This is a genomic window from Paenibacillus sp. S150, from assembly GCF_019352175.1.
Lineage (GTDB): Bacteria > Bacillota > Bacilli > Paenibacillales > Paenibacillaceae > Paenibacillus_AQ.
In genome coordinates this window covers 74,393-94,370 of sequence record NZ_JACBYI010000007.1, presented here as the reverse complement: position 1 = coordinate 94,370, position 19,978 = coordinate 74,393, and the positions used below count along the sequence as shown (strand labels likewise).

The following is a 19,978-nucleotide window of genomic DNA, read 5'->3' as shown; positions in this document are numbered from 1 at the left end:
ACACATTTCACGCAGTTGCTCGCTCTCTATCACCGGTATACCCCCACACGAAAGGAAGTTGCACCCCCCATGGCAAAAGAAAAAATCGTGCTCGCCTATTCCGGCGGGCTGGATACCTCGGTCATTCTGAAGTGGCTGAAAGAAACCTATGACGCGGAGATTATTGCTTTTACAGCCGATATCGGCCAGAAGGAAGAGCTGGAAGGCCTGGAGGAAAAAGCCCTCGCCACCGGCGCTTCAAAGGTCTATATCGACGACCTGCGCGACGAATTCGCAAATGACTTCATCTACCCGATGTTCCAGTCGGGCGCTTTGTATGAAGGCCAATATTTGCTTGGTACAAGCATCGCCCGTCCGCTGATTGCGAAGCGTATGGTCGATATCGCCATTGCCGAAGGCGCTACGGCGATTGCCCATGGCGCGACAGGCAAAGGCAACGACCAGGTGCGCTTCGAGTTGAATGCGGCGGCCTTGTCCCCAAGCATCAAGGTGATTGCGCCTTGGCGGCTTGAAGAGTTCCGCAACCAGTTCCCGGGCCGGGCGGAAATGATCGCTTACGCGGAAGCAAACGGCATTCCGGTACAGGCCTCGGCGGCCAAGCCGTATTCCATGGACCGCAACCTGCTGCACATCAGCTACGAGAGCGGCGTGCTCGAAGATCCCTGGTTCGATCCAAGCGCACCGGAGAACAAAGAAATGTTCCTCCTCAGCAATGCGCCGGAGGATGCCCCGGATCAGGCGGAATACCTGGAGCTGGAATTCCTCAAGGGTGACTGCGTCGCGCTGAACGGCGAGCCTCTGTCTCCGCTCCAGGTCATGGAGAAGCTGAACGAGCTCGGCGGCAAGCATGGCATTGGACGCGTCGATATGGTGGAGAACCGGTTTGTCGGCATGAAGAGCCGCGGGGTGTATGAAACCCCGGGCGGAACGATCCTGTTCACAGCCCACCGCAAAATGGAATCCATTACGATGGACCGTGAAGTAATGAATCTGCGCGACAGCCTGATTACCCGTTACAGCACACTTGTGTACAACGGCTTCTGGTTCGCGCCCGAACGCCTTGCGCTGCAGGCACTGGTGAAGGAAAGCCAGAAGAACGTTACAGGGACCGTACGCGTCAAGCTGTACAAGGGCAACATTATCGGAGCCGGCGTGAAGTCGCCGGTCAGCCTGTACAATCCGGACATCGCCACAATGGAAGCCGATCCGACCCAGGCCTATGATCAGGGGGATGCTACAGGCTTTATCCGCCTGAATGCCCTGCGTCTGAAGGTTTCGGCAGGCGTTGCGGAATCGAAGAAATAAGTCATCGTATGTATGACAGCAGGCAGGGGCTATACCCGTAAACATAACCAGACAGCCGAAGGCCGTTCCTCCCGTCAGGACAGGAGCGGCCCTTCTAACGTCAACAGAGGAGGATACAACAGGTGAGCAAGCTGTGGGGCGGTCGATTTACCAAAGGAACGAACAAGCTGGTGGAGGAATACACAGCCTCCATCGGATTCGATAAAGCTTTGGCCGAAGAGGATGTGCAGGGCAGTCTGGCCCATGTCACGATGCTGGGCAAATGCGGCATTCTTCCGCAGGAGGATGTAGAGACGATCAAGAACGGACTGAACAAGGTACTGGACAAGGTTCGTGCAGGCGAGATTATTTTTACAGTGGCGGACGAGGACATTCATATGAATATCGAAAAGAATCTGATCGAGGAAATCGGTCCGGTCGGCGGCAAGCTGCACACGGGACGCAGCCGCAACGACCAGGTGGCGACCGATATGCATCTTTACCTGCGGAACCGGGTGGTGGAGCTGGTTGCCCTGCTGCATGAGCTGCAGGAAGCGCTGATTGGACAAGCCAAGGACAATGTCGGGACGATCGTTCCGGGCTATACGCATCTGCAGCGTGCACAGCCGATCCTGTTCGCCCATCATCTGCTTGCCTACGTGTCGATGTTCCGCCGTGACGCAGAGCGCCTGACAGACAGCTACAAACGGATCAACGTGCTGCCGCTGGGAGCCGGAGCGCTCGCGGGAACGACATTCCCGATTGACCGTCATTTTGTGGCGGAGCAGCTTGGCTTTGACAGTGTCTATGAGAACAGCCTGGATGCCGTCAGCGACCGCGATTTCATCGTCGAGTTCCTGGCGAACGCTGCGCTCGTTATGACTCATCTCTCCCGGCTCAGCGAGGAACTGGTGCTGTGGAGCAGCACGGAGTTCAGCTTCGTGGAGCTGGATGATGCCTTCTGCACAGGCAGCAGCATCATGCCGCAGAAGAAAAACCCCGACGTGCCGGAGCTGGTGCGCGGCAAAACCGGACGTGTATACGGGAACCTGATCGGCCTGCTGACCGTGCTCAAATCCCTGCCGCTGGCCTACAACAAGGATATGCAGGAAGACAAGGAAGGCATGTTCGATACGGTAGCTACCCTGACAGGAGCACTGCAGCTGTTCGCGCCGATGATCTCCACCATGAAGGTCAACAAGGGGCGGATGCGCGAAGCGGTCAACACGGACTTTTCCAACGCGACCGACATCGCCGACTTTCTGGTGGGCAAAGGCCTTCCCTTCCGCCAGGCGCATGAGGTTATCGGCAAGACGGTGCTCTACTGCATCAACGAAGGCAAATTCCTGCTTGATCTGACACTGGAGGAGTTCAAGCAGTTCTCCCCGCTGTTCGATGAGCAGATTTATGCCGTGCTGGAGCCGGAGGCTGTGGTGAACGCCCGCAATGTTTACGGCGGCACGGCCGCCGTCCAGGTCCAGGCCGCGATTGAGCGGGCTGAGGCTGCTCTGCAGGCAACCGGTGCATGGATTGGGCAGCATGTGAATACTGTGGGCTAAGAGCCATTGGGCAGAACAGAAATGGCCTGCTGAAATAAGTAGAAACGGCTAACGCCGTCCTTGTGAAGGACGGCGTGTTTTAATGAGAAACAGGATCATTTCATGTGCCGAGCCTATACATTCTGCCTGTGTCAGCACGTATCTGGGCCGCTGCTATCACGCGGCCACAGACAGTTCGTTCCCCAGCGGCGCCGCACAGGGCTTTACCGGTTACTTGCCCAGCGGCAGCCATTTCAGCACATCTTGAATTTTAGTATCCCAGTAGCCCCACTCATGTTCGCCTGGACCTTCTTCATAGGTCAGTGACAATGAAGTCTTGGCGCAGGCCTTGCGGAAGCTCTGATTGTCTTCATACAGGAAATCCTCCGTGCCGCAGCATTGGTAGAGAAGCGGTTTGGCGCCTTTGGAGCGTTCGGCCTCCCTCAGCAGCCAGAGCAGATCATTAGGGGTTCCGGCGATATCCTCTTGACCAAAGATGAGTTCGTATTCCTTCGATTTCTTTGCAGGGTCTTCCCCGTTCATGAAATGATGCGCCATATCCAGCGCCCCGGAAAGACTCGCAGCCGCAGCAAAAGCCTCAGGCTTGCGCAGCCCCAGCTTGATCGCTCCATAACCGCCCATTGACAGACCGGCCACAAAGTTATCCTCACGCTTCGGCGACAGCGGGAAGAATGAACGGGCCAGCGCCGGAAGCTCTTCACTGATAAAGGTCCAATACCGTCCTCCCTCCGCCATATCCGTGTAGAAGCTGCGGTGAACCTGCGGCATGACCACGGCAATCCCCATTCGCGCCACATAACGTTCAATGGAGGTCCGGCGCAGCCAGATCGAGTCATCATCGGACAGGCCATGCAGTAAATACAGAGTCGGGTGCAGACTTCCGTGTGTTACATTTTGCATGCCGATTTGCGTTGTGGTCTGCTGCGGCAGAATAACCGTCATTGAGGTACTCAGTCCCAGCACTTCTGAATAAAACTTGCATTCTATCAAAGCCATTAACCTCGCCCCTTTCCAGCACAAATCATAGCACAGCACAAAATGGATATAAATTGTAGAAAACTCCAGAATTATTACGCGCAAGGATTGCTGGGTGCAGAGCGGAAAGAATATAATGGAAGTAGGTAGAAAGATTCAGAGAGGCGGAAGCAGAACCGGGACTGTAGACCGGGGTTTCCTTTTGAATACATACATCAGAGTAACGGAAAAGACAGAGCCGCTGGATAAGAATGGATGACAGCCAATATAGCGCAGGGGGCGAACAGGATGCGTTGGAAGGAACGGAACATGTTCAAATGGAACATGCAGCAGGGCTTCACCTTAATCGAAGTGCTGGCGGCCATCGTCATTCTCTCGATCGTCTCTCTGGTGCTGACCTCCTATTTCACCAATGCCATGTCCTACTCCAAATCGAACCAGAACAAGACAATTATGGTCAACCTGGCGCGGAATGCGCTGTTTTATATGGAGAAGCAGGATTTTGAGAGCTTAAGCGAGTATTTTCAGAAGGATGGCAATGAAGAGATCGAATGTGCAGCAGCAGATCCTACAGTATCGGCAGATCCAACAACTGAACCTCCGGCAGTATCGGCCTGTACGGTGTTTGAAGGCATTGCCGGAGATCCCGAAGTTCTGGAGAAGGTGCTGAACCCAAGCATTAATGGGATCGATTATCATATCCGAATCGTGTATCAAAGAGCTGTATATAACGATTTGCGCACGAGTACGGATCCTATTGATATTGCGACTGCCGAGTATTTGCTGCCTGTTGAGGTTATGGTTTCGGATGTCCGGGATACCAGCCTGGTTAAACAGACGGTTGTGGAGGGATATATCACCAATGAAGAAATTCGTTAATTCTCTCCGCAGTGAAAAAGGGGTTACCCTGATTGAGCTTGTCGTAGCTATAACGCTATTTACAACGGTTGCCGGATTAATTTACGGAGTTATGATGTTTGGAATACGCAGCTATAACCAGATTACTGTTGAAAATAGGCTCCGGGATGATGGCGATTTGCTTATGTCGGCGATCATTACCGAGATCTACACGTTTGCCCCGGATATGATCTCCAGTGACAGTGGACTGGATTCAGACGGGAACAACTGGAGTCTTATTACTTTACGGCATAGCGGTTCAGGCGCCGATGATAAAGACATTGTCATTAGGGAGGGAGCGCTGTACATCGTTCCTTCCGGGTCGGTAACCGGAGAACAGGATTCCAGGATAAGTATTGATGCCGAGCTATCACCAACTTCCAATATTATTTTAAATTGCAACGATGTGGGGACCTGTGAAAGCGGCCTGATTAATATTAATTTAAATCTGCTTAAATTGTATGGCGGCAAAGACTACACGTTGAACTTGGAGAGCACATTCGGATTCTAGGAGGGAAGCTTGTTGTTCAAGAAAAGGTTAGATCTTATGCACCTTGGAAAAATAAAACGAAGCTTACAGCTCCACAGCGAGAATGGCTCGGCACTCTTGTTGGTAATGTTTCTGGTTCTGCTGCTCTCCGTTCTCGGAATGGCTGTAATGGGAGCGGCCATCGGCGGGGCAACAAGAACAGAAACGCGGGAAAGCGACATACAGAGCCTGCATCTGGCTCAAAAGGGATTAAACGAAGCAACGGCTTATGTAGCCTCTCAGCTTCCTGAGAATATCAATCCGGACCAACTGGCGGGTATTTTAGGAGAACTGACTCTTCCCAATGATACCGACCATATGATTTCAACAAATCTGGGAACGCTGGGCAATGATGCGGAAGGGATTATTACTTCAATTACGGGTACACCCGATGTACTGAACAGCAGAATTTATTATATCGACGTTACTGCTACAGCTGAAGTGAATGGTGTCAACCGGAATCTAAGACAGCGTATTACACTCGACAGCTATCCTGACTTTTTGAAATATGCATTTGGCTCAGAGCATAATTTGATCCTTAACGGTGCACCTCATCTTCAAGGGAATGTTTATGCAGGAAACCAGCTGATTATCCGGAACATTGCGAACTATACGTATAACGGCTTCGACAATCAGAAGCAAACCTCGTATCCACAGATCTCCGCCAATAGTGTGTCAGCGGGTGAGGTGCATGTGCAGTCATGGGATAGCATTAGGCATGGGATAAGCCAGACACCTTTGGCAAAGGAAGCGGGAAATTTAAACGACACATTGAAAGAGATCCTTGACATTACTCCTGACCGGGTAAAGATCAAGGAGAAAAAGAAGTTTGTAGAAATCAACGTTACACAATCATTTGGAGACAAGCTGGAGGAGGCAGGAGTGCTCTCGCCAGAGGATATGGCGAAAGCCAGAGCATTCATTCAAAATAAAAATATCTCCGGTTTGAATGGTCTGCTGATAGGGGCACACCCTACAGAGGGACATCTGGAAACTCCGGTTTTGTTGCGCAGAGATTATCCTGAGGGTGATCAAGATCATGATTTAATCAAAGAGATAGATGATTATAATGAAACGGAATTAAGGATTTACAACAGTAAGCTTGCGATGCTGAGCACTCTGTATGACTCAATGATATTTGATAAGGATTTGACCGTAGATAAGATTGGTTACAAATCATTGGAATATGCTTCTGAGGACATCAAGAACGGTGATGCGGCTAACCCTCCGAAATGGCTCATTGTTGCCGGGGATTTAAATCTTGCGAACAATTCAGCGGATTTTTTAAATGTTCGCGGCAATATTTTGGTCACTGGAGACGTAACGATCAAAGGCAAGGTAGCCTTCAATTCCACAATGCTTGTACTGGGGAAAACAACAATTGAGGACGCTGAAATCGAGCGGATGGATGGCAAAGAATTGGTCCTTATCTCCAGCGGGAGGGTTTTAGTGAACCGGTTTGACGCCTTTAAGGAAGTAAGTACTGCGGAGGGGACTTCGGCTTCTGAAATGAAAATGAAGGGTTTCTTCTATACAGAAGCAAACGGGATTCTCTACGGGGTTGGTTCGAAGTTCTGGCTGGAGGGAGGTTTTTTTGCCAAAGGCGATTTGGAGGTCAATGCAGTTACAGGATCAGTTAATGCTTCTCTAGTTTCTGAGTTGGATATTGCAGAGGATGCAAAGAGGAGGAGATTCTTCGTAGACTATAATAATAAGGTATATGAAGACCAGAAAGCTAGTCTGCCACGTGTAACCAATGTAAGCGTCAGTGTAGGGCCGGTGGAACTGCTGAAATGATATGTTTGGATGACAAAATAGGAGCTTGCCTACAATCGTAGGTAAGCTCCTATTTTTAGTGTGCGTTAATATTTATCACCGTTGGTGCTGATATCTACGACCTGAATATCTACGGTACCCTCCACATAATGATCAGCTGAAATTTGATAGGTTACTGTCACTTTAACGATCCCCGGCTTCTTGCCTTTAATCTCTCCGCGGTTAGAGTCGTTAACCGGTTTATCAAAATCGGCGATAGACGGATCGGAACTTGTCCAGTTCAGCTTATCTTTTGGAATCGTGACCGGGTACAACTTTAGAAGATTATTCAAATTATAGGCAGGACCGCCGGCGGCTACAGGTTCAGGTGAATTAAACCGGATGTACATTGGCGAAATGGTGACTGCATATTCTGCCGTATCTGACCCGATCTGGGCAACGGCAGTAACCGCAGTCTCAATGGGGATATCTTTGTCAGCAGTCAGAGAATAGTTCCTGCCGGTAGTGTCAGCAGCTTGCAGGCCGGCGTAATCCTTGCCATTTCCGGATAAACTCCAGGTAATGTCCTCTGGTTTCACAGCGGCGCTCGCAGGGGTTATCTCTAAAGAGAGGTTTAGACTCTGGCCCGCGTAAATCTTAGTGCCTGTCCCTGTAATTTTAAAGCTTATCACCGTAATGATTTTGGTCTGTGCTACAGGTATAGGATATTGATCACTCTGGGCGGTTACTTGAATTGTGTATACGCCTGGAACCCCGGCTTTGAAAGACGTAACCGGTGCGTCAGCTCCGCCTGGAAACCTGCCGCCCTCAGGACCATCTAGTATGGTCCAGCCATAAGTGAGATTAGTCTCCACAGAAGACCCGGTGTAAACGGCTTTAAGATCCAAAGGAGTGTTTTTAGCTGTCCAGTCAGAGTATGTCACAATGTCAAGGGTTCTGATCGTTGTCGGCGTCGGTGATGGAGAAGCTGAAGGTGATGGCGATGCTGAGGGTGAAGGTGCCAACACGGTCAGCGTCAGCGGCGGGAACGTCAGCGATGGATGCGGCACTGCAGTCGGCGCCGGTGTTGCAACTGGCGATGGCGTTACAGCCGGAGCCGGCGTTGGCATAACCGGCAATTGACCTTTATAAGGCAATATACCAATGGTTGAGGATGAGTTGATCGATGCAGCGATGATATTGCCGTGAATCTGGCCATTTGTGAAGCTGATTGCGGCTTTTGGCGCCAGAATGGAGCCTCTGTATTCACCGCTCGAAATGCTTACCGATGTGGCATCCGGAAAATTATAAATAACATTGCTTCCGCTGACTCCGTTTGGCAGAGCGAAGGCCTTGGTGAAATTAACAGTCGTGCCGCGGATATTAAAGATTAATGAAGCGCCGGAAGGAGCCGTTAGATTGGTCCAGCCTGCTTCATTGTAAAAGTCGGATGTAAAATCGAACACGCTCACCGCCTCAGTTGCCGTAGCATAGAGTCCGCCCCATTTCAGCTCAGTCGTTGTTCCTACGGCTTGAACAGAGGCCAGACTGGCGGAGTAAGCCTCATAATAGCTGCGTGCGGCATTAAAATCTATCAAGGTCCCCTTGTTATAGGTTCCTCCTACGATGTTACCGGGATCATTTTTGAGATACTCTCCCTGATGAAGGATATTTCCATAGACTGTACCGTTGGTGAAGTTAAGATCTCCGCCGGTGACGATGGCGTAGGGAACGTTAAGCCCGTTGCCTTGGTTGAGGGAAACCCCGCTTGTGGTTGTAGTGCCGCCCGAAGCAAGATTGCCCGCAAGCGAAGCGGATATTTTGGCATTTCCGAAGACAAATACATTGTAATCGCCCGCTACTCCAAGTAACGAATTGGAGGTTGAGGTGCCCGGATTAAAGGTAGCTGTAGGTACTGGAGTTGCAGTAGCAGCTGGTACAGGGATGTCAGTTGCCGCAGGAACAGCATGGAGGTCGTCAAACTGGACTGCGGCACTGCTGAAGGTATATTCCCCCGTTTCATCGACTTGCGCGGGAATGGAGAAGAAAATGATTTTTTGCGTTTGGTCCGGATCAGGATTTGCAGTATAGGCTTGCTTGTCATTACTCCAGGTATAGGTAATGTCAGCCAGATTGCCTGAAATAGTGTATCCCCCAATCAGTGTGCCGCTCATGCTAAACCCTGCAGGCAGGTCTGTATTTTTAATACTGACGCCGGCAGGAAGCTTCTCAGTAAAGACAATATTAGAGACAACCTGCTGCTGAATGGCAGCTGCATTGGTATCAGCTATATTCTGGGGTGTAATGGTGTAATTCAGATGGATCACTTCGCCGCTCTGAATGCTGGCTGTTACAGCTTCACCTGAATAATCTGTGATGGAGCGGCTCATTTGCAGACTTGCTTTTGCTATAGTGCCGGTTGTTTGATCTGCAAACACATTGATTACAAGATGCCGCAGAGAAACTATCAGCACAGCCAACAGGACAAGGCCTGAAATGAAAGCCAATCTTTTCTTCTTTACAAGCATCATCACATCACTCCCTGGCCGATATATATTACGCATAATATGTAAAATTCGGATTAACAATGTAAAATTATAGTAATTATTGACGGTGTTTTCATTGTAAATATATCCAATCTATGCTATATATCATTCTAGGACATATTTAGTAGATAGGCAATTAAAAGATGTGCGTATTTTCCTGAAAATTGAGTCTATATAACTATAAAATTTGAAATATTTTTACAATATACATAGATTGATTCCGCAAAACTGCAAAAAATTAAGCATTTTGGAGTGAGAATGAGATGGCTATCATGAAAAAGAGGCTGGGAGACCTACTTGTTGAGAATGGAATTATCTCTCAGGAACAGCTTGAAGAAGCGTTGGTGGAACAACGCAGATCCAAACGCAAATTAGGGGACCTGCTGATCACCCAAGGCTATATCACCGAGCAGCAGCTGATTGAGGTGCTGGAATTCCAGCTTGGCATTCCTCATGTCAGCTTGTTCAAATATCAGATTGATCCTGCTATTACGCAGATTATTCCCGAGAGTATGGCCAAGCGTTACCAGGTGCTGCCGTTCATGAAAGAAGGAAGCAAGCTGATGGTGGCTATGGCGGACCCGCTGGACTATTTTGCAATTGAGGACTTACGCATGAGTACAGGATTTCGCATTGAGCCTGCCATTTCCAGCCGGGATGAGCTGACCCGGGCAATTGCCCGCCACTATGGCATGCGTGATTCGATGAGCCAGATGATGGTAGAGCTGCCTACGCAGGAAGAGATTGAAGAAACTGAGATTACTGATGAAGACTCGCCGATTGTGCGGCTTGTGAACCAGATGATCCAGCAGGCCGTCTCGCTCAGAGCATCGGATATTCATGTGGACCCGGGTGAGAACAACCTGTCCATCCGTTACCGGATCGACGGAACGCTGCGGACCGAACGGATCATCCCAAAGCAAATGCAGGGTTTCATCACAGCTAGACTGAAGATTATGGCCAAGCTGAACATCGCTGAGCGTCGTTTGCCTCAGGATGGACGGATCAAAATGCAGTTTGATTACAAAATGGTTGACATCCGTGTATCCTCACTGCCTACCATGCATGGAGAGAAGATTGTGCTGCGGCTGCTCGATTTGAGCGCCGGAGTGAAATCAGTCGATAGCCTGGGCTTCAGTGATGGGAATGCGGAGGCTTTTCAGTCAATGATCGGCAAGCCTTACGGAATTCTTTTGATTACGGGGCCTACAGGAAGCGGGAAAACCACAACCTTATATGCGGCGCTTAACCAACTGAACACCGAAAGCGCGAATATCATAACCATCGAGGATCCGGTGGAATATCAGCTTGAAGGCGTTAATCAGGTGCATGTGAACCCGGCAATCGGCTTAACCTTTGCGGCCGGGCTGCGTTCAATTCTACGGCAGGACCCTAATATCGTCATGGTGGGTGAAATCCGAGATACCGAGACGGCTGAAATAGCCGTGCGTGCCTCACTCACAGGGCATCTGGTATTATCAACTCTCCACACAAATGATGCCATCAGTACGATTTCGAGACTGCGGGACATGGGAGTTGAGCCTTATTTAATCGCATCCTCTTTGCTGGGAGTTGTTGCCCAGCGTTTGGTGCGCAAAATCTGTCCGGACTGCCGGGAAGAGCATAAGCCAGCCGAACAGGAATCCATTATGCTGCGAAGACACGGACTGCCGGATCATGTGATTTATCATGGCAGAGGCTGCGGCAGCTGCAACAATACAGGCTATAGAGGACGGATCGCCATTCATGAGGTACTGGCGATTAATGGCCGGCTGCGCCAGCTGATTACGGATTCGGCGTCGATTGAAGAACTCCGTGCAGCGGGGGATGCGCAAGGTATGGTGCATTTGATGGAAGATGGCTTCCTCAAGGTCTCCAAAGGGATAACCACATTGCAGGAAGTTATGCGCGAGACGGTTTCGCACTAGATGTTAGGGGGAGACGAGGGTGCAATCTTTTTCACGGGATATTGTTCAATTGCTGCATCTGGCGTTTGCTTCCAAAGCCTCTGACTTGCATGTTTCCGTTGCTTCACCGCCAGTCATGCGTATCGATGGGAAACTTCATCCGGTGGACGGCGGAAATGTCAGTTCTGAAGAAGCGGCCGCTATGGCCGGGGTATTGCTTGGCAGCGACAAAAGCAAAGAGTTCCTTCGTTGCGGGGAATTGGATTTCTCCTATCCGCTGGACAGCGGAGTAAGGTACCGTGTCAACGTGTACCGCCAGCGTGGCGAGGTAAGTATTGCGGCACGGGCTATTCCGGTTGAAATTCCAACCATGGAGCAGTTGTCTTTGCCTTCAGAGTTGTCCAGTCTGGCGATGAGGCCCCAGGGGCTGATTCTGGTGACGGGGCCAACGGGGAGCGGAAAATCATCGACGCTTGCCGCTATGCTGAATTACATTAACCGCACTGCAAGCAAACATATTGTTACGCTGGAAGATCCGATAGAATTTCTGCATAGCCATGGAACCTGCCTGATCGAACAGCGCGAAGTGGGCAGTGATACAGGCAGCTTTGCCAGCGGGCTTAGAGCAGCGCTTCGCCAGGACCCGGATGTCATCCTGGTAGGCGAAATGCGTGATCTGGAGACCATCTCCGCTGCCGTTACCGCTGCCGAAACCGGCCATCTTGTGATGGCTACCCTCCATACCACTGATGCGCCGCAGACAATTGACCGGATTATCGATACTTTTCCGGGACATCAGCAGGGACAGATCCGGTCGCAGCTGGCTTCTGTTCTACTGGCAGTTCTTTCGCAAAGACTATTCCCAAGAGCCGGAGGGCGGGGTCGCTTATGTGCAACGGAGCTGCTGATTAATACACCCGCGGTAGCCAATCTTATCCGGACCGAGAAAACCCATCAGCTCAAAAATATAATGCAAACCAGCCGTTCGCTGGGCATGCACACGCTGGAGATGAACATCAGGGAACAATTGCAGCTGGGACTGCTTCAGCCTGAGGCCGCCAGAGGCTACCTCCCGGAGGTGAATAGCTGATGCCCCAGTTCGAATATCAGGTTAGGACCAATGCCGGGAAGCAGTTGAAAGGCAAGCTTACGGCTTCGGACAAGTCATCGGCGATGGACGAGCTGCGCAAGCGGGGACTCACAGTGTTCTCGCTTGTAGAGCAGAAAACCTCATTCCTTTCAATGGAAATCTATATCGGCAATCCGGTGAAGACGATTCATTTCATTATTTATTGCCGCCAGTTTGCAACTTTGATGCGTGCAGGAGTGTCCATTGTGGATGCCACACGTATTTTGGCAGAGCAAACGGAGAGCAAACCGCTGAGCAAAGCGCTGCATGATGTGAATTCAAGTCTGCTGCGCGGAATTTCGCTGTCGCAGTCCATTCAGGATCATAAGAAGATTTTCCCCGCGCTGTTTGTCAGTATGATCCGGGCCGGAGAAGAATCCGGCGATTTGGAGGGGACGCTTGAGCGGCTGGCGGTGTACTTTGAGAAGCAGCATACGACTACGGAGAAAATCAAGTCAGCGCTGACTTATCCGGTCACGGTCGGCGTTATGGCAGTTGCTGCTGTAATATATCTGTTATGGGCAATTGTTCCGCAGTTTGTAACGATGTTTGAGTCGATGGATGCTAAGCTCCCTGCAATAACCAAAATGGTGCTGGCCCTCAGTAAAAGTATCCAGGGACAATGGTACATCTGGGTGATCGCCGTTATCCTGCTCGTGGCTGCTTTTCAGGTGGCTAAGCGGACAGAAAAAGGTGCCTATGCACTCGATTATGCCAAACTGAAAATTCCGGTCTTCGGCAAGCTGAATCAAAAAGGCTCGATTGCCCAGTTCACCCGCACCTTCTCATCACTGTATGCCAGTTCCGTACCAATTCTGCAGGCGCTCTCCATTGTGGAAGAGGTTGCCGGAAATAAAGTGATCGGTGGTTATATCCGGAGTGCCAGTGAATCGTTAAGGCAAGGCAAGCCTCTTTCTGAGCCGCTCAAGAAAGCCTGGGTATTTCCGCCGCTGGTTACACAGATGATTGCGATCGGTGAAGAAACAGGGGCACTGGATCAAATGCTATCGAAAGTGGCGGACTTCTACGAGATGGACGTGGAAAACACCGTTGATCGGCTTAAGTCGCTGCTGGAGCCGCTGTTGATTGCCTTTCTGGCAGGCATAGTCGGCGTGATCGTCGCAGCGATTATGCTGCCGATGTTTAGTCTGTACAGCAACATGTGAGCTATGTGCTCCTTGCACATAGCTTGAGAGGGGTGACGCCAAGCAGTCGGACAGGGAGTGAAGAAAGCGTCCCTGGCTTGCCGGGATAGGGCAAATACATTTCCATTAGATTAGCTAAGAGGCATGAGAATTTTAAAATGACGTAATGTCGGTCTTATCCAAAATCATTATTTCTAAGGGGGAAATGGCATGCTGGCACAAACGATTCGAAAGAAGCTGGGCAAGGCGGCGAAAGAGGAAAAAGGATTTACGCTGATTGAGCTATTGGCGGTTATTGTAATTTTGGGGATTATTGCGGTTATTGCGATTCCGATGATTGGGAATGTAATTAGCAATTCTAGAAAGGAAGCAGATTTGGCGACTGCGCGGCAATTATATGATGCAGCCCGTCTCTATGTAATAGGGGAAGCGAACGGTGATTATAGGGAACATACCAAGGTTACTCTAACAGAACTGAAAGCAGGTAATTATGTTGATCAGAATATTGTTCTTCCAAGCACTAAAGCCCCTCTCGTAGAGGCGACTACACTTATTAATTTTAATGATGATGGGACACTTCTGAATGTAGTGCTAGATCCCCATGCTGCTGATATTACTGATGGTACTTATACTGCAACTAAAATTCTAACTGAATAATAATGAAAATATATATTCGAAAAAAGGAACGAAATTCCCGAATCCTTTTTCAAAATCCACCGGATAGGAACCGATGATTCATGACGATTGTTCTCGCAGTTTACATCACCCTTACCGGCCTGATTCTGGGCTCCTTTTATAATGTAGTGGCGCTGCGGGTGCCAGTGGGAGAGTCGCTGCTGCGGCCTTCGTCGCGTTGTACAAGCTGCGGGACGCAGCTTACGGCGCGTGATCTGGTGCCGGTGCTAAGCTATCTGCTGTCCGGCGGCAAATGCAGGCACTGCGGGGCGAAGGTATCGCCGCTGTATATGCTGGGTGAAGCAGCTACGGGGTTGTTGTTTCTGGGGGTCTACATGCGATTTGGCCTGACCGGCAATGGGGTTATCGGCTGGATGCTCGTCAGTCTCTCCGTCATTGTAACGGTAGCCGACCTAAGGTTCATGCTGATCCCGAACAAGGTGCTGCTGTTTTTCCTGCCGCTGCTGCTTTGGTTGGTGATCGTTTTTCCAGGGGGTCCACTGTGGTCCCATTTGCTGGGTGGAGTAGTTGGCTGTGTAATTGTGCTGCTGCTAGCCTTGTTGGGGGGAATGGGCATGGGGGACGTGAAGCTGTTCGCGCTGCTGGGCTGGGTAGTCGGCTTTCCCAATGTATTATTGGCCTTCTTGATTGCTTGTGCGCTGGGAACGGTAGCTGGAGGCACGTTAATGCTGCTTGGCAGGGTGAAACGCAAGCAGCCGATCCCGTTTGGCCCCTGGCTGGCAGCAGGCTCAATGATTGCTTTCTCTTACGGTTCACATCTTATCAGCGGTTATCTCGCGCTCATCCGTTAGGAGGAACTTTATAGCATGTTTGGAATGGGTCATAAAGCGGCCGGTGTCTCCATTGAGCAGACTGGAATCCGCTATATCAGCTTCAAGAACATTCAATCAAAACAAGTTCATAAAAAAAGATTCATGCCTCTGCTGCCGGGAATGATCGTGGAGAACCAGATTGCCGACAGTGAGGCGCTTTATGACCGGTTAAGACAATGGGTGAAAAATAAAGGATTACGAGGGAGTGCGGTGAATCTGTCGATCCCGCCTTCACAGATGATCATCCGTAAAATGGCCATTCCCAGCACGGCTGAGAAGCAGATCGACCAGTTGGTGAAGCTGGAGGTCGAGACCGGGCTGCATCTGCCGTTTGAGAATCCGGTATATGATTATGTCATTGCCGGGCAGGATGAAAATGAGAGCCAACTGATTATTTTTGCCGCACCGCGCAAAGTCATCCAAGACTATGTGGATGTGGTAGAGGATGCCGGACTTCGGGTCAAAAGTGTAGAGGTGTCGGCAACAGCACTGGCGCGCAGTATTGTGGCCGGGTATGGACATGCGTTCAACGAGACGATGCTGATCCATCTGGAACAGTCGCTACTCGATATTTATATGTTCCGCAGCGGTAATCCGGTATTCATGCGGACAATTAATTTGGTTGACCTGGAGCACGAGCTGCCGCCGAATCTGAGCAAGGAGCAGCCTTTACTGGCAGAAGCCGAGGTGGCTGCAGCCTCACAGGATTATTTGTCTTCCGAACAGATGCTGGAGATTACGGCGGAAATTTCGCGCATGCTAAGCTTTTATCAGTACAGTCTGCATGACGGGTCGACCCGGATCACAGAGCTGCTGATTACCGGCTTCCCGGGGTTGCGCAATCAGCTGCAACAGGAGCTGCAAGCCGCTCTTCCGGAGCTGGCCATTGCCACGCTCGCCGTTGACCAGTTCGCGGAAGGGGCTAAGACAGACCTCAGTCTGAACGATTACCGGGTAGCGGCCGGGGCGGCATTGCGCGATCACAAAATCCGCAACATCAATCTGCTGCCGCGCGAGGACCGCGAGACAATTATGTTTCCGTATATAGCTATTATGTTGACAGCTGTCTGGATATTGGGGATTACCGGTACAGGGATATTATATACCTCTGTCCATGGGGAGCTTAGTGACCGGACACAGCAAATTCAGAAGGTTCAGGATCGGAATATAACGCTTCAGTTGGAATTAAGCAGCTTGAACGTGAACTCTGGATCAGATAGTGTTGACCGGGCGGCTGTTCTCGAAGCTATAACAGCCAAGCGTGCCGATGCGGCTGCCATTCTGGATGAGCTGGAAGCAAAACTTCCTTACGGCGGGGTGATCCGGGAAATTAATTATACATTCCAAGGCAATTTGATACTGACACTGAACTTTACAGCGATGGAGCATAGCTCTGCTTATTTGGCGGCACTGCGCCAGATGTCCTTTGCGACGGAGGCCTCGATCCTGAAGCTGTCCCAAGGTGCCGCCAATTCCGCATCATTGGCTGCCGCAGGTATTTCTACGGCCATATTGCAATATACGGCTAATTATACGGTAGATATGAAGCCTAAACCGCGGCAAACGTCAGCAGATGTGCAGGCCTTTGCGGAAGGGGGAGAGGGAAGCAGTGGAACAAATTAATAAATACCGCTCCTCCATCGTTCTCGGTTTGCTGTTGATGTTTTTAATTTTGTTTGCTTTTTATATGTTGGCTATACATCCGGCCAATAGTGATCTGAATTCCCGAAATGTCGAATTGTCACAGCTTCAGCAGGAGCAAGCGCTGCTTGAGAACAAAATTAGCGAGCTTTCGGGAGCAGGCACAGTATCTCAGGATCAGGAACAGGCGATGGCTGCAATCACGCAGGGAGATGATACAGAGGGGCTGATTCTCGACCTGCAGCGGATCAGCAAGAGCACCTATGCCAGCGTAAGGGACATCAGCTTCTCGCTGGCCGATGCAAGCAATATTGCAGCCTGGACAGGTATTAAGCCAGCTTTGCTTGCGGGTCTGAAAGAGGTTAAAATGACAGCCACCGTTGAAGGCTACTACGCAGAAATTCACGAGTGGCTTAAACAGTTGAATGAGCTGCCGCGCATTATCAGCATTGATAGTTTTAACTTCCAGCAGCCTTATGAGCTGCGGACTCCGCAAAAGCCTGGCAGCGTCCTGACAGCCACAGTATCCTTCACAGCCTTTTATGAAGATATACAGCAGACAGAGGCTGCACAAATAGGGCAGCAATAAGATCACCTGTCATGAATATCGACGATATTGACTTCGTGTCCCGCTTGGAGGGGGAAGCGAAGTTTTTTTTACTGTGAAATCGCTAGTTATATTAGGGAGTAAGAAATTTGAAAAAAGATACAGAGTGGAAAACGCAAAATAACAGGGGAGGATTAACCGTAGAGACAGGTACTGCATCAGCTTCTGCCTTACATTAATGAATCAAATCTGAAGCATAGACAACCCCGGCAAATGTTCCGTTTTCAGTCACAATAATGCAGTCATTCTTCATCATTTCCGGGCGTTGCGAGGCTTTCAAGGCTACAGATTCCGGCGGGGCAGAGATGTCGGCAATCAGCGGCTTGCGGTTCATCAGCTTGGTGACTGATTCACGGTAGAAGTGATCCATGCCCATGCGTCCGGTAACCTTGAGGAAAAAGCGTTCGCACATCAGCAGTCCAACCGGCTCGTTGTCTGTATTGCAGACAACGATGCATTTGGCTTCCGGGTGCTGGAACATCACACGGAGGGTTTCGCGGCAGGTATAAGAGGCGGGGACGGATGGGGCGATGCGGACCATAGCGGAATATTCATTGGCAGCAATTGTGCTCATAGCAGTTCATCCTTTCTGATGCTGTTCTATCTTCAATGGTAATGCTCAATCGTAAACTGCAATGGCTGCAATGGTTAGCGCAATGTAAAGCGGGAGCGGAAACTTCTGCACCAGTTAAATTATATCCAAAAGACGGCCGGACAATGAATGTCCTGGCCGTCACTTGAAGCAGGCTTAAGGTTGCCGTATGTCCTGGAAGCGGTGTTAACTGCTTCATTCCGACAAAATCAGCCGCGTACGCCATCCTCCACCACCGGTGTTTTGCGTGGGTCAGGTGAAGTGGATTTGCCCATGCCGCCCCGGTTGATGGCAATGATGCGTTTCTGCGCGTAGTAGGTGTCGCGGGAGAGCAGCTTCTTCTCCACGGCTTTGCCGTCAACCAGCCGGGTGATGTGGGTTTCAACCACATAGCCGGTTTTCCCGTTCTGGATAACCCGGGTGCCGCCGTTCGGGAGCGAAGGGTCGCTCACGTACTTGTCGGTGGGCGCAAGCACCTCCACCGTCCGGGATTGGACGAGGAAGGTTACGTTCTTCGGGAATGTGCCGAACAGCTTCACGGTTAAGGTTCTGCCCTGGACAGCGGCATGGATAATCAGGTATTTGCCGGTATTGTTGCGGAAACGGAAATTGATATTGCCCTCGGAGAAGGTGGCATCCTGCCCTTTGGGCAGATAGCTGACCGGCAGGGAATGATTGCGCCGCTCCACAATCTCCAGGCCCGAGCGCAGTGCGGCGTTGTACAGGGTGCTGGATACCTGGCAGATGCCTCCGCCCGTACCGGGCTGCAGCTTGCCGTTAACGATGACCGGCGCTTCGCGGAAGCCGGTGTCCGCCTGGGCTTTTTGAATGGCCTTGCCGTAATCAAAGACGGCGCCCGGCGGCAGCATGGTGCCATTAACGGCCTCTGCGGCGGCGGCAACGTTGAAGGTGCGTCCGGGTCCGCTTGCGCCGAGAGAGGTGCTGAACTGCGAGATTTTGCGCTCAACGCCCTGCTCCTTCAGCGCCTTCAGAGTCACATCCGGCTGTTTGATGCTGAGCGGAACCTCAAGGACAATCCTCTTGCCCTCAAGGCTGTCCGCACTGCTGAGCGACATCGGTACAGCCGCCCGCAGGGTAAGCTCCAGCGCGCGCCAATCCACCTCATAGGAGGTTTTCTCGGGCGTGTATTCCACGCGGTCATCAGCGGTGATGCGCCGCACGGCATCTACAGGATCGCCGAAGGTTTCTTTTTCCCAGGCCGGACTCAGGCTTTTCCGCAGCTGTGCAAGGTCCAGATGAACCCCGAGCTCCCAGGTGCGGGGAAAGCTCCGGCGGGCGCGGACCCGTTCAAGCAGGCTTCCTTCCGTCAGCGTGCTCAGCCCCTGGAGAAATTCCTCCGCGTCATACGACATTCCTGCCTGCTGCAGCGTGACCGTCAGCTCGGTGTTGGTTTCCGCCTTGAGCACCAGGGGGACTGCTTCCAGCGCTTTCAGCCTGGAAGCTAGTCCGGTGCGGACCTCGGAAATCTCTATGCCCCCGACATCCCAGCCGGCCACAAAGGTCTTTGCCGGCAAGGTGTGCTGAGTGCCATATAAATGAAGCCCTCCGGCTGCAAGCGAGCCGGCTAGGATCAGGCCAATCACCGCAATCAGGGCGGCGTGAATTTTTTTCATGGATAATCTCCTTCTGCCTGGGCGGAATTTGCGCTGGGGTGGCGCAGGCCAGGGGGCCAAGCTTAATGAACGGCTTCGCCAGCCGATATAATAGATAGAACCGGCGGAGAACGGGCGCACTGGTTTCAGCGGTGCCGGGGATTCTTTTATGGGCAATTATCGAAGCTTTTTATGTATATGTGCGATATCGGTAAAACTTTCGGGTACTCAAGCAGTTACGGATTTGTTACAATAGATACACTTGCGGTATTCATGCAGTTTATGGAAGCT

16 protein-coding genes are annotated in these 19,978 nt (G+C 51.0%); 12 read left to right on the top strand and 4 right to left on the bottom strand.

Going from position 1 to position 19,978, the window contains the following annotated elements; genetic code table 11:
* The first annotated feature begins 69 nt into the window (after positions 1-69).
* Both HYD27_RS09645 and argH read left to right on the top strand, forming a co-directional pair.
* A complete protein-coding gene (locus tag HYD27_RS09645) occupies positions 70-1,305 on the top strand; it encodes an argininosuccinate synthase (RefSeq protein ID WP_219214197.1) in 1,236 nt (411 codons plus the stop codon).
* 122 nt (positions 1,306-1,427) lie between these two features.
* Entirely contained in the window at positions 1,428-2,843 is a 1,416-nt protein-coding gene (argH, locus tag HYD27_RS09640; RefSeq protein WP_219214195.1) for an argininosuccinate lyase, read from the top strand.
* A 210-nt stretch (positions 2,844-3,053) separates the two neighbouring features.
* Here argH and HYD27_RS09635 read toward each other — a convergent pair whose 3' ends face one another.
* The gene (locus HYD27_RS09635; protein WP_219214191.1) at positions 3,054-3,839 is read right to left on the bottom strand and encodes an alpha/beta hydrolase; all 786 of its coding nucleotides are present in this window, start codon (positions 3,837-3,839) and stop codon (positions 3,054-3,056) included.
* Between the two features lie 267 nt (positions 3,840-4,106).
* Here HYD27_RS09635 and HYD27_RS09630 point away from each other — a divergent pair, with 267 nt between their 5' ends.
* From HYD27_RS09630 to HYD27_RS09620, 3 genes are read left to right on the top strand one after another with little or no spacing between them, the layout of a single operon-like run.
* Positions 4,107-4,697 carry a type II secretion system protein gene (locus HYD27_RS09630; RefSeq protein WP_219214188.1) on the top strand — a complete coding sequence of 197 codons (591 nt, stop codon included), beginning with the start codon at positions 4,107-4,109 and terminating at the stop codon, positions 4,695-4,697.
* The gene (locus tag HYD27_RS09625; protein WP_219214185.1) at positions 4,681-5,226 is read left to right on the top strand and encodes a PulJ/GspJ family protein; all 546 of its coding nucleotides are present in this window, start codon (positions 4,681-4,683) and stop codon (positions 5,224-5,226) included. The genes HYD27_RS09630 and HYD27_RS09625 overlap by 17 nt, the downstream gene beginning before the upstream one ends.
* 12 nt (positions 5,227-5,238) lie before the next feature.
* Positions 5,239-7,041, top strand: coding sequence for a hypothetical protein (locus HYD27_RS09620; RefSeq protein WP_219214182.1), 1,803 nt, complete (start codon positions 5,239-5,241; stop codon positions 7,039-7,041).
* Between the two features lie 65 nt (positions 7,042-7,106).
* Here HYD27_RS09620 and HYD27_RS09615 read toward each other — a convergent pair whose 3' ends face one another.
* On the bottom strand, positions 7,107-9,530 hold the full coding sequence (locus tag HYD27_RS09615) for a choice-of-anchor A family protein (protein WP_219214180.1): 2,424 nt from the start codon (positions 9,528-9,530) through the stop codon (positions 7,107-7,109).
* A gap of 278 nt (positions 9,531-9,808) precedes the next feature.
* Between HYD27_RS09615 and HYD27_RS09610 the strand changes: the two genes are divergently transcribed.
* The 7 genes from HYD27_RS09610 to HYD27_RS09580 all read left to right on the top strand — a co-directional run bounded on the left by HYD27_RS09610 (position 9,809) and on the right by HYD27_RS09580 (position 17,464).
* Complete coding sequence (locus HYD27_RS09610; protein WP_219214178.1) at positions 9,809-11,473, top strand: GspE/PulE family protein; 1,665 nt, start codon at positions 9,809-9,811, stop codon at positions 11,471-11,473.
* A gap of 19 nt (positions 11,474-11,492) precedes the next feature.
* Complete coding sequence (locus tag HYD27_RS09605) at positions 11,493-12,542, top strand: type IV pilus twitching motility protein PilT (RefSeq protein WP_219214176.1); 1,050 nt, start codon at positions 11,493-11,495, stop codon at positions 12,540-12,542.
* Complete coding sequence (locus tag HYD27_RS09600) at positions 12,542-13,747, top strand: type II secretion system F family protein (protein ID WP_219214174.1); 1,206 nt, start codon at positions 12,542-12,544, stop codon at positions 13,745-13,747. Before HYD27_RS09605 ends, HYD27_RS09600 begins: the two co-directional genes overlap by 1 nt.
* A 189-nt stretch (positions 13,748-13,936) precedes the next feature.
* Entirely contained in the window at positions 13,937-14,383 is a 447-nt protein-coding gene (locus tag HYD27_RS09595; protein WP_219214170.1) for a type II secretion system protein, read from the top strand.
* Positions 14,384-14,463: 80 nt separating this feature from the next.
* The gene (locus HYD27_RS09590; RefSeq protein ID WP_219214168.1) at positions 14,464-15,213 is read left to right on the top strand and encodes a prepilin peptidase; all 750 of its coding nucleotides are present in this window, start codon (positions 14,464-14,466) and stop codon (positions 15,211-15,213) included.
* A gap of 15 nt (positions 15,214-15,228) precedes the next feature.
* Positions 15,229-16,857, top strand: coding sequence for a pilus assembly protein PilM (gene pilM / locus HYD27_RS09585; RefSeq protein WP_219214165.1), 1,629 nt, complete (start codon positions 15,229-15,231; stop codon positions 16,855-16,857).
* A complete protein-coding gene (locus HYD27_RS09580) occupies positions 16,844-17,464 on the top strand; it encodes a hypothetical protein (RefSeq protein WP_219214161.1) in 621 nt (206 codons plus the stop codon). The genes pilM and HYD27_RS09580 overlap by 14 nt, the downstream gene beginning before the upstream one ends.
* A 193-nt stretch (positions 17,465-17,657) precedes the next feature.
* Here the strand turns inward: HYD27_RS09580 and HYD27_RS09575 are convergent, their stop codons facing one another.
* Positions 17,658-18,056 (bottom strand): CBS domain-containing protein, encoded by a 399-nt coding sequence (locus HYD27_RS09575; protein ID WP_219214158.1) that lies wholly within the window; start codon positions 18,054-18,056, stop codon positions 17,658-17,660.
* Between the two features lie 227 nt (positions 18,057-18,283).
* On the bottom strand, positions 18,284-19,708 hold the full coding sequence (locus HYD27_RS09570; protein WP_219214155.1) for a VanW family protein: 1,425 nt from the start codon (positions 19,706-19,708) through the stop codon (positions 18,284-18,286).
* Positions 19,709-19,978: the final 270 nt, after the last annotated feature.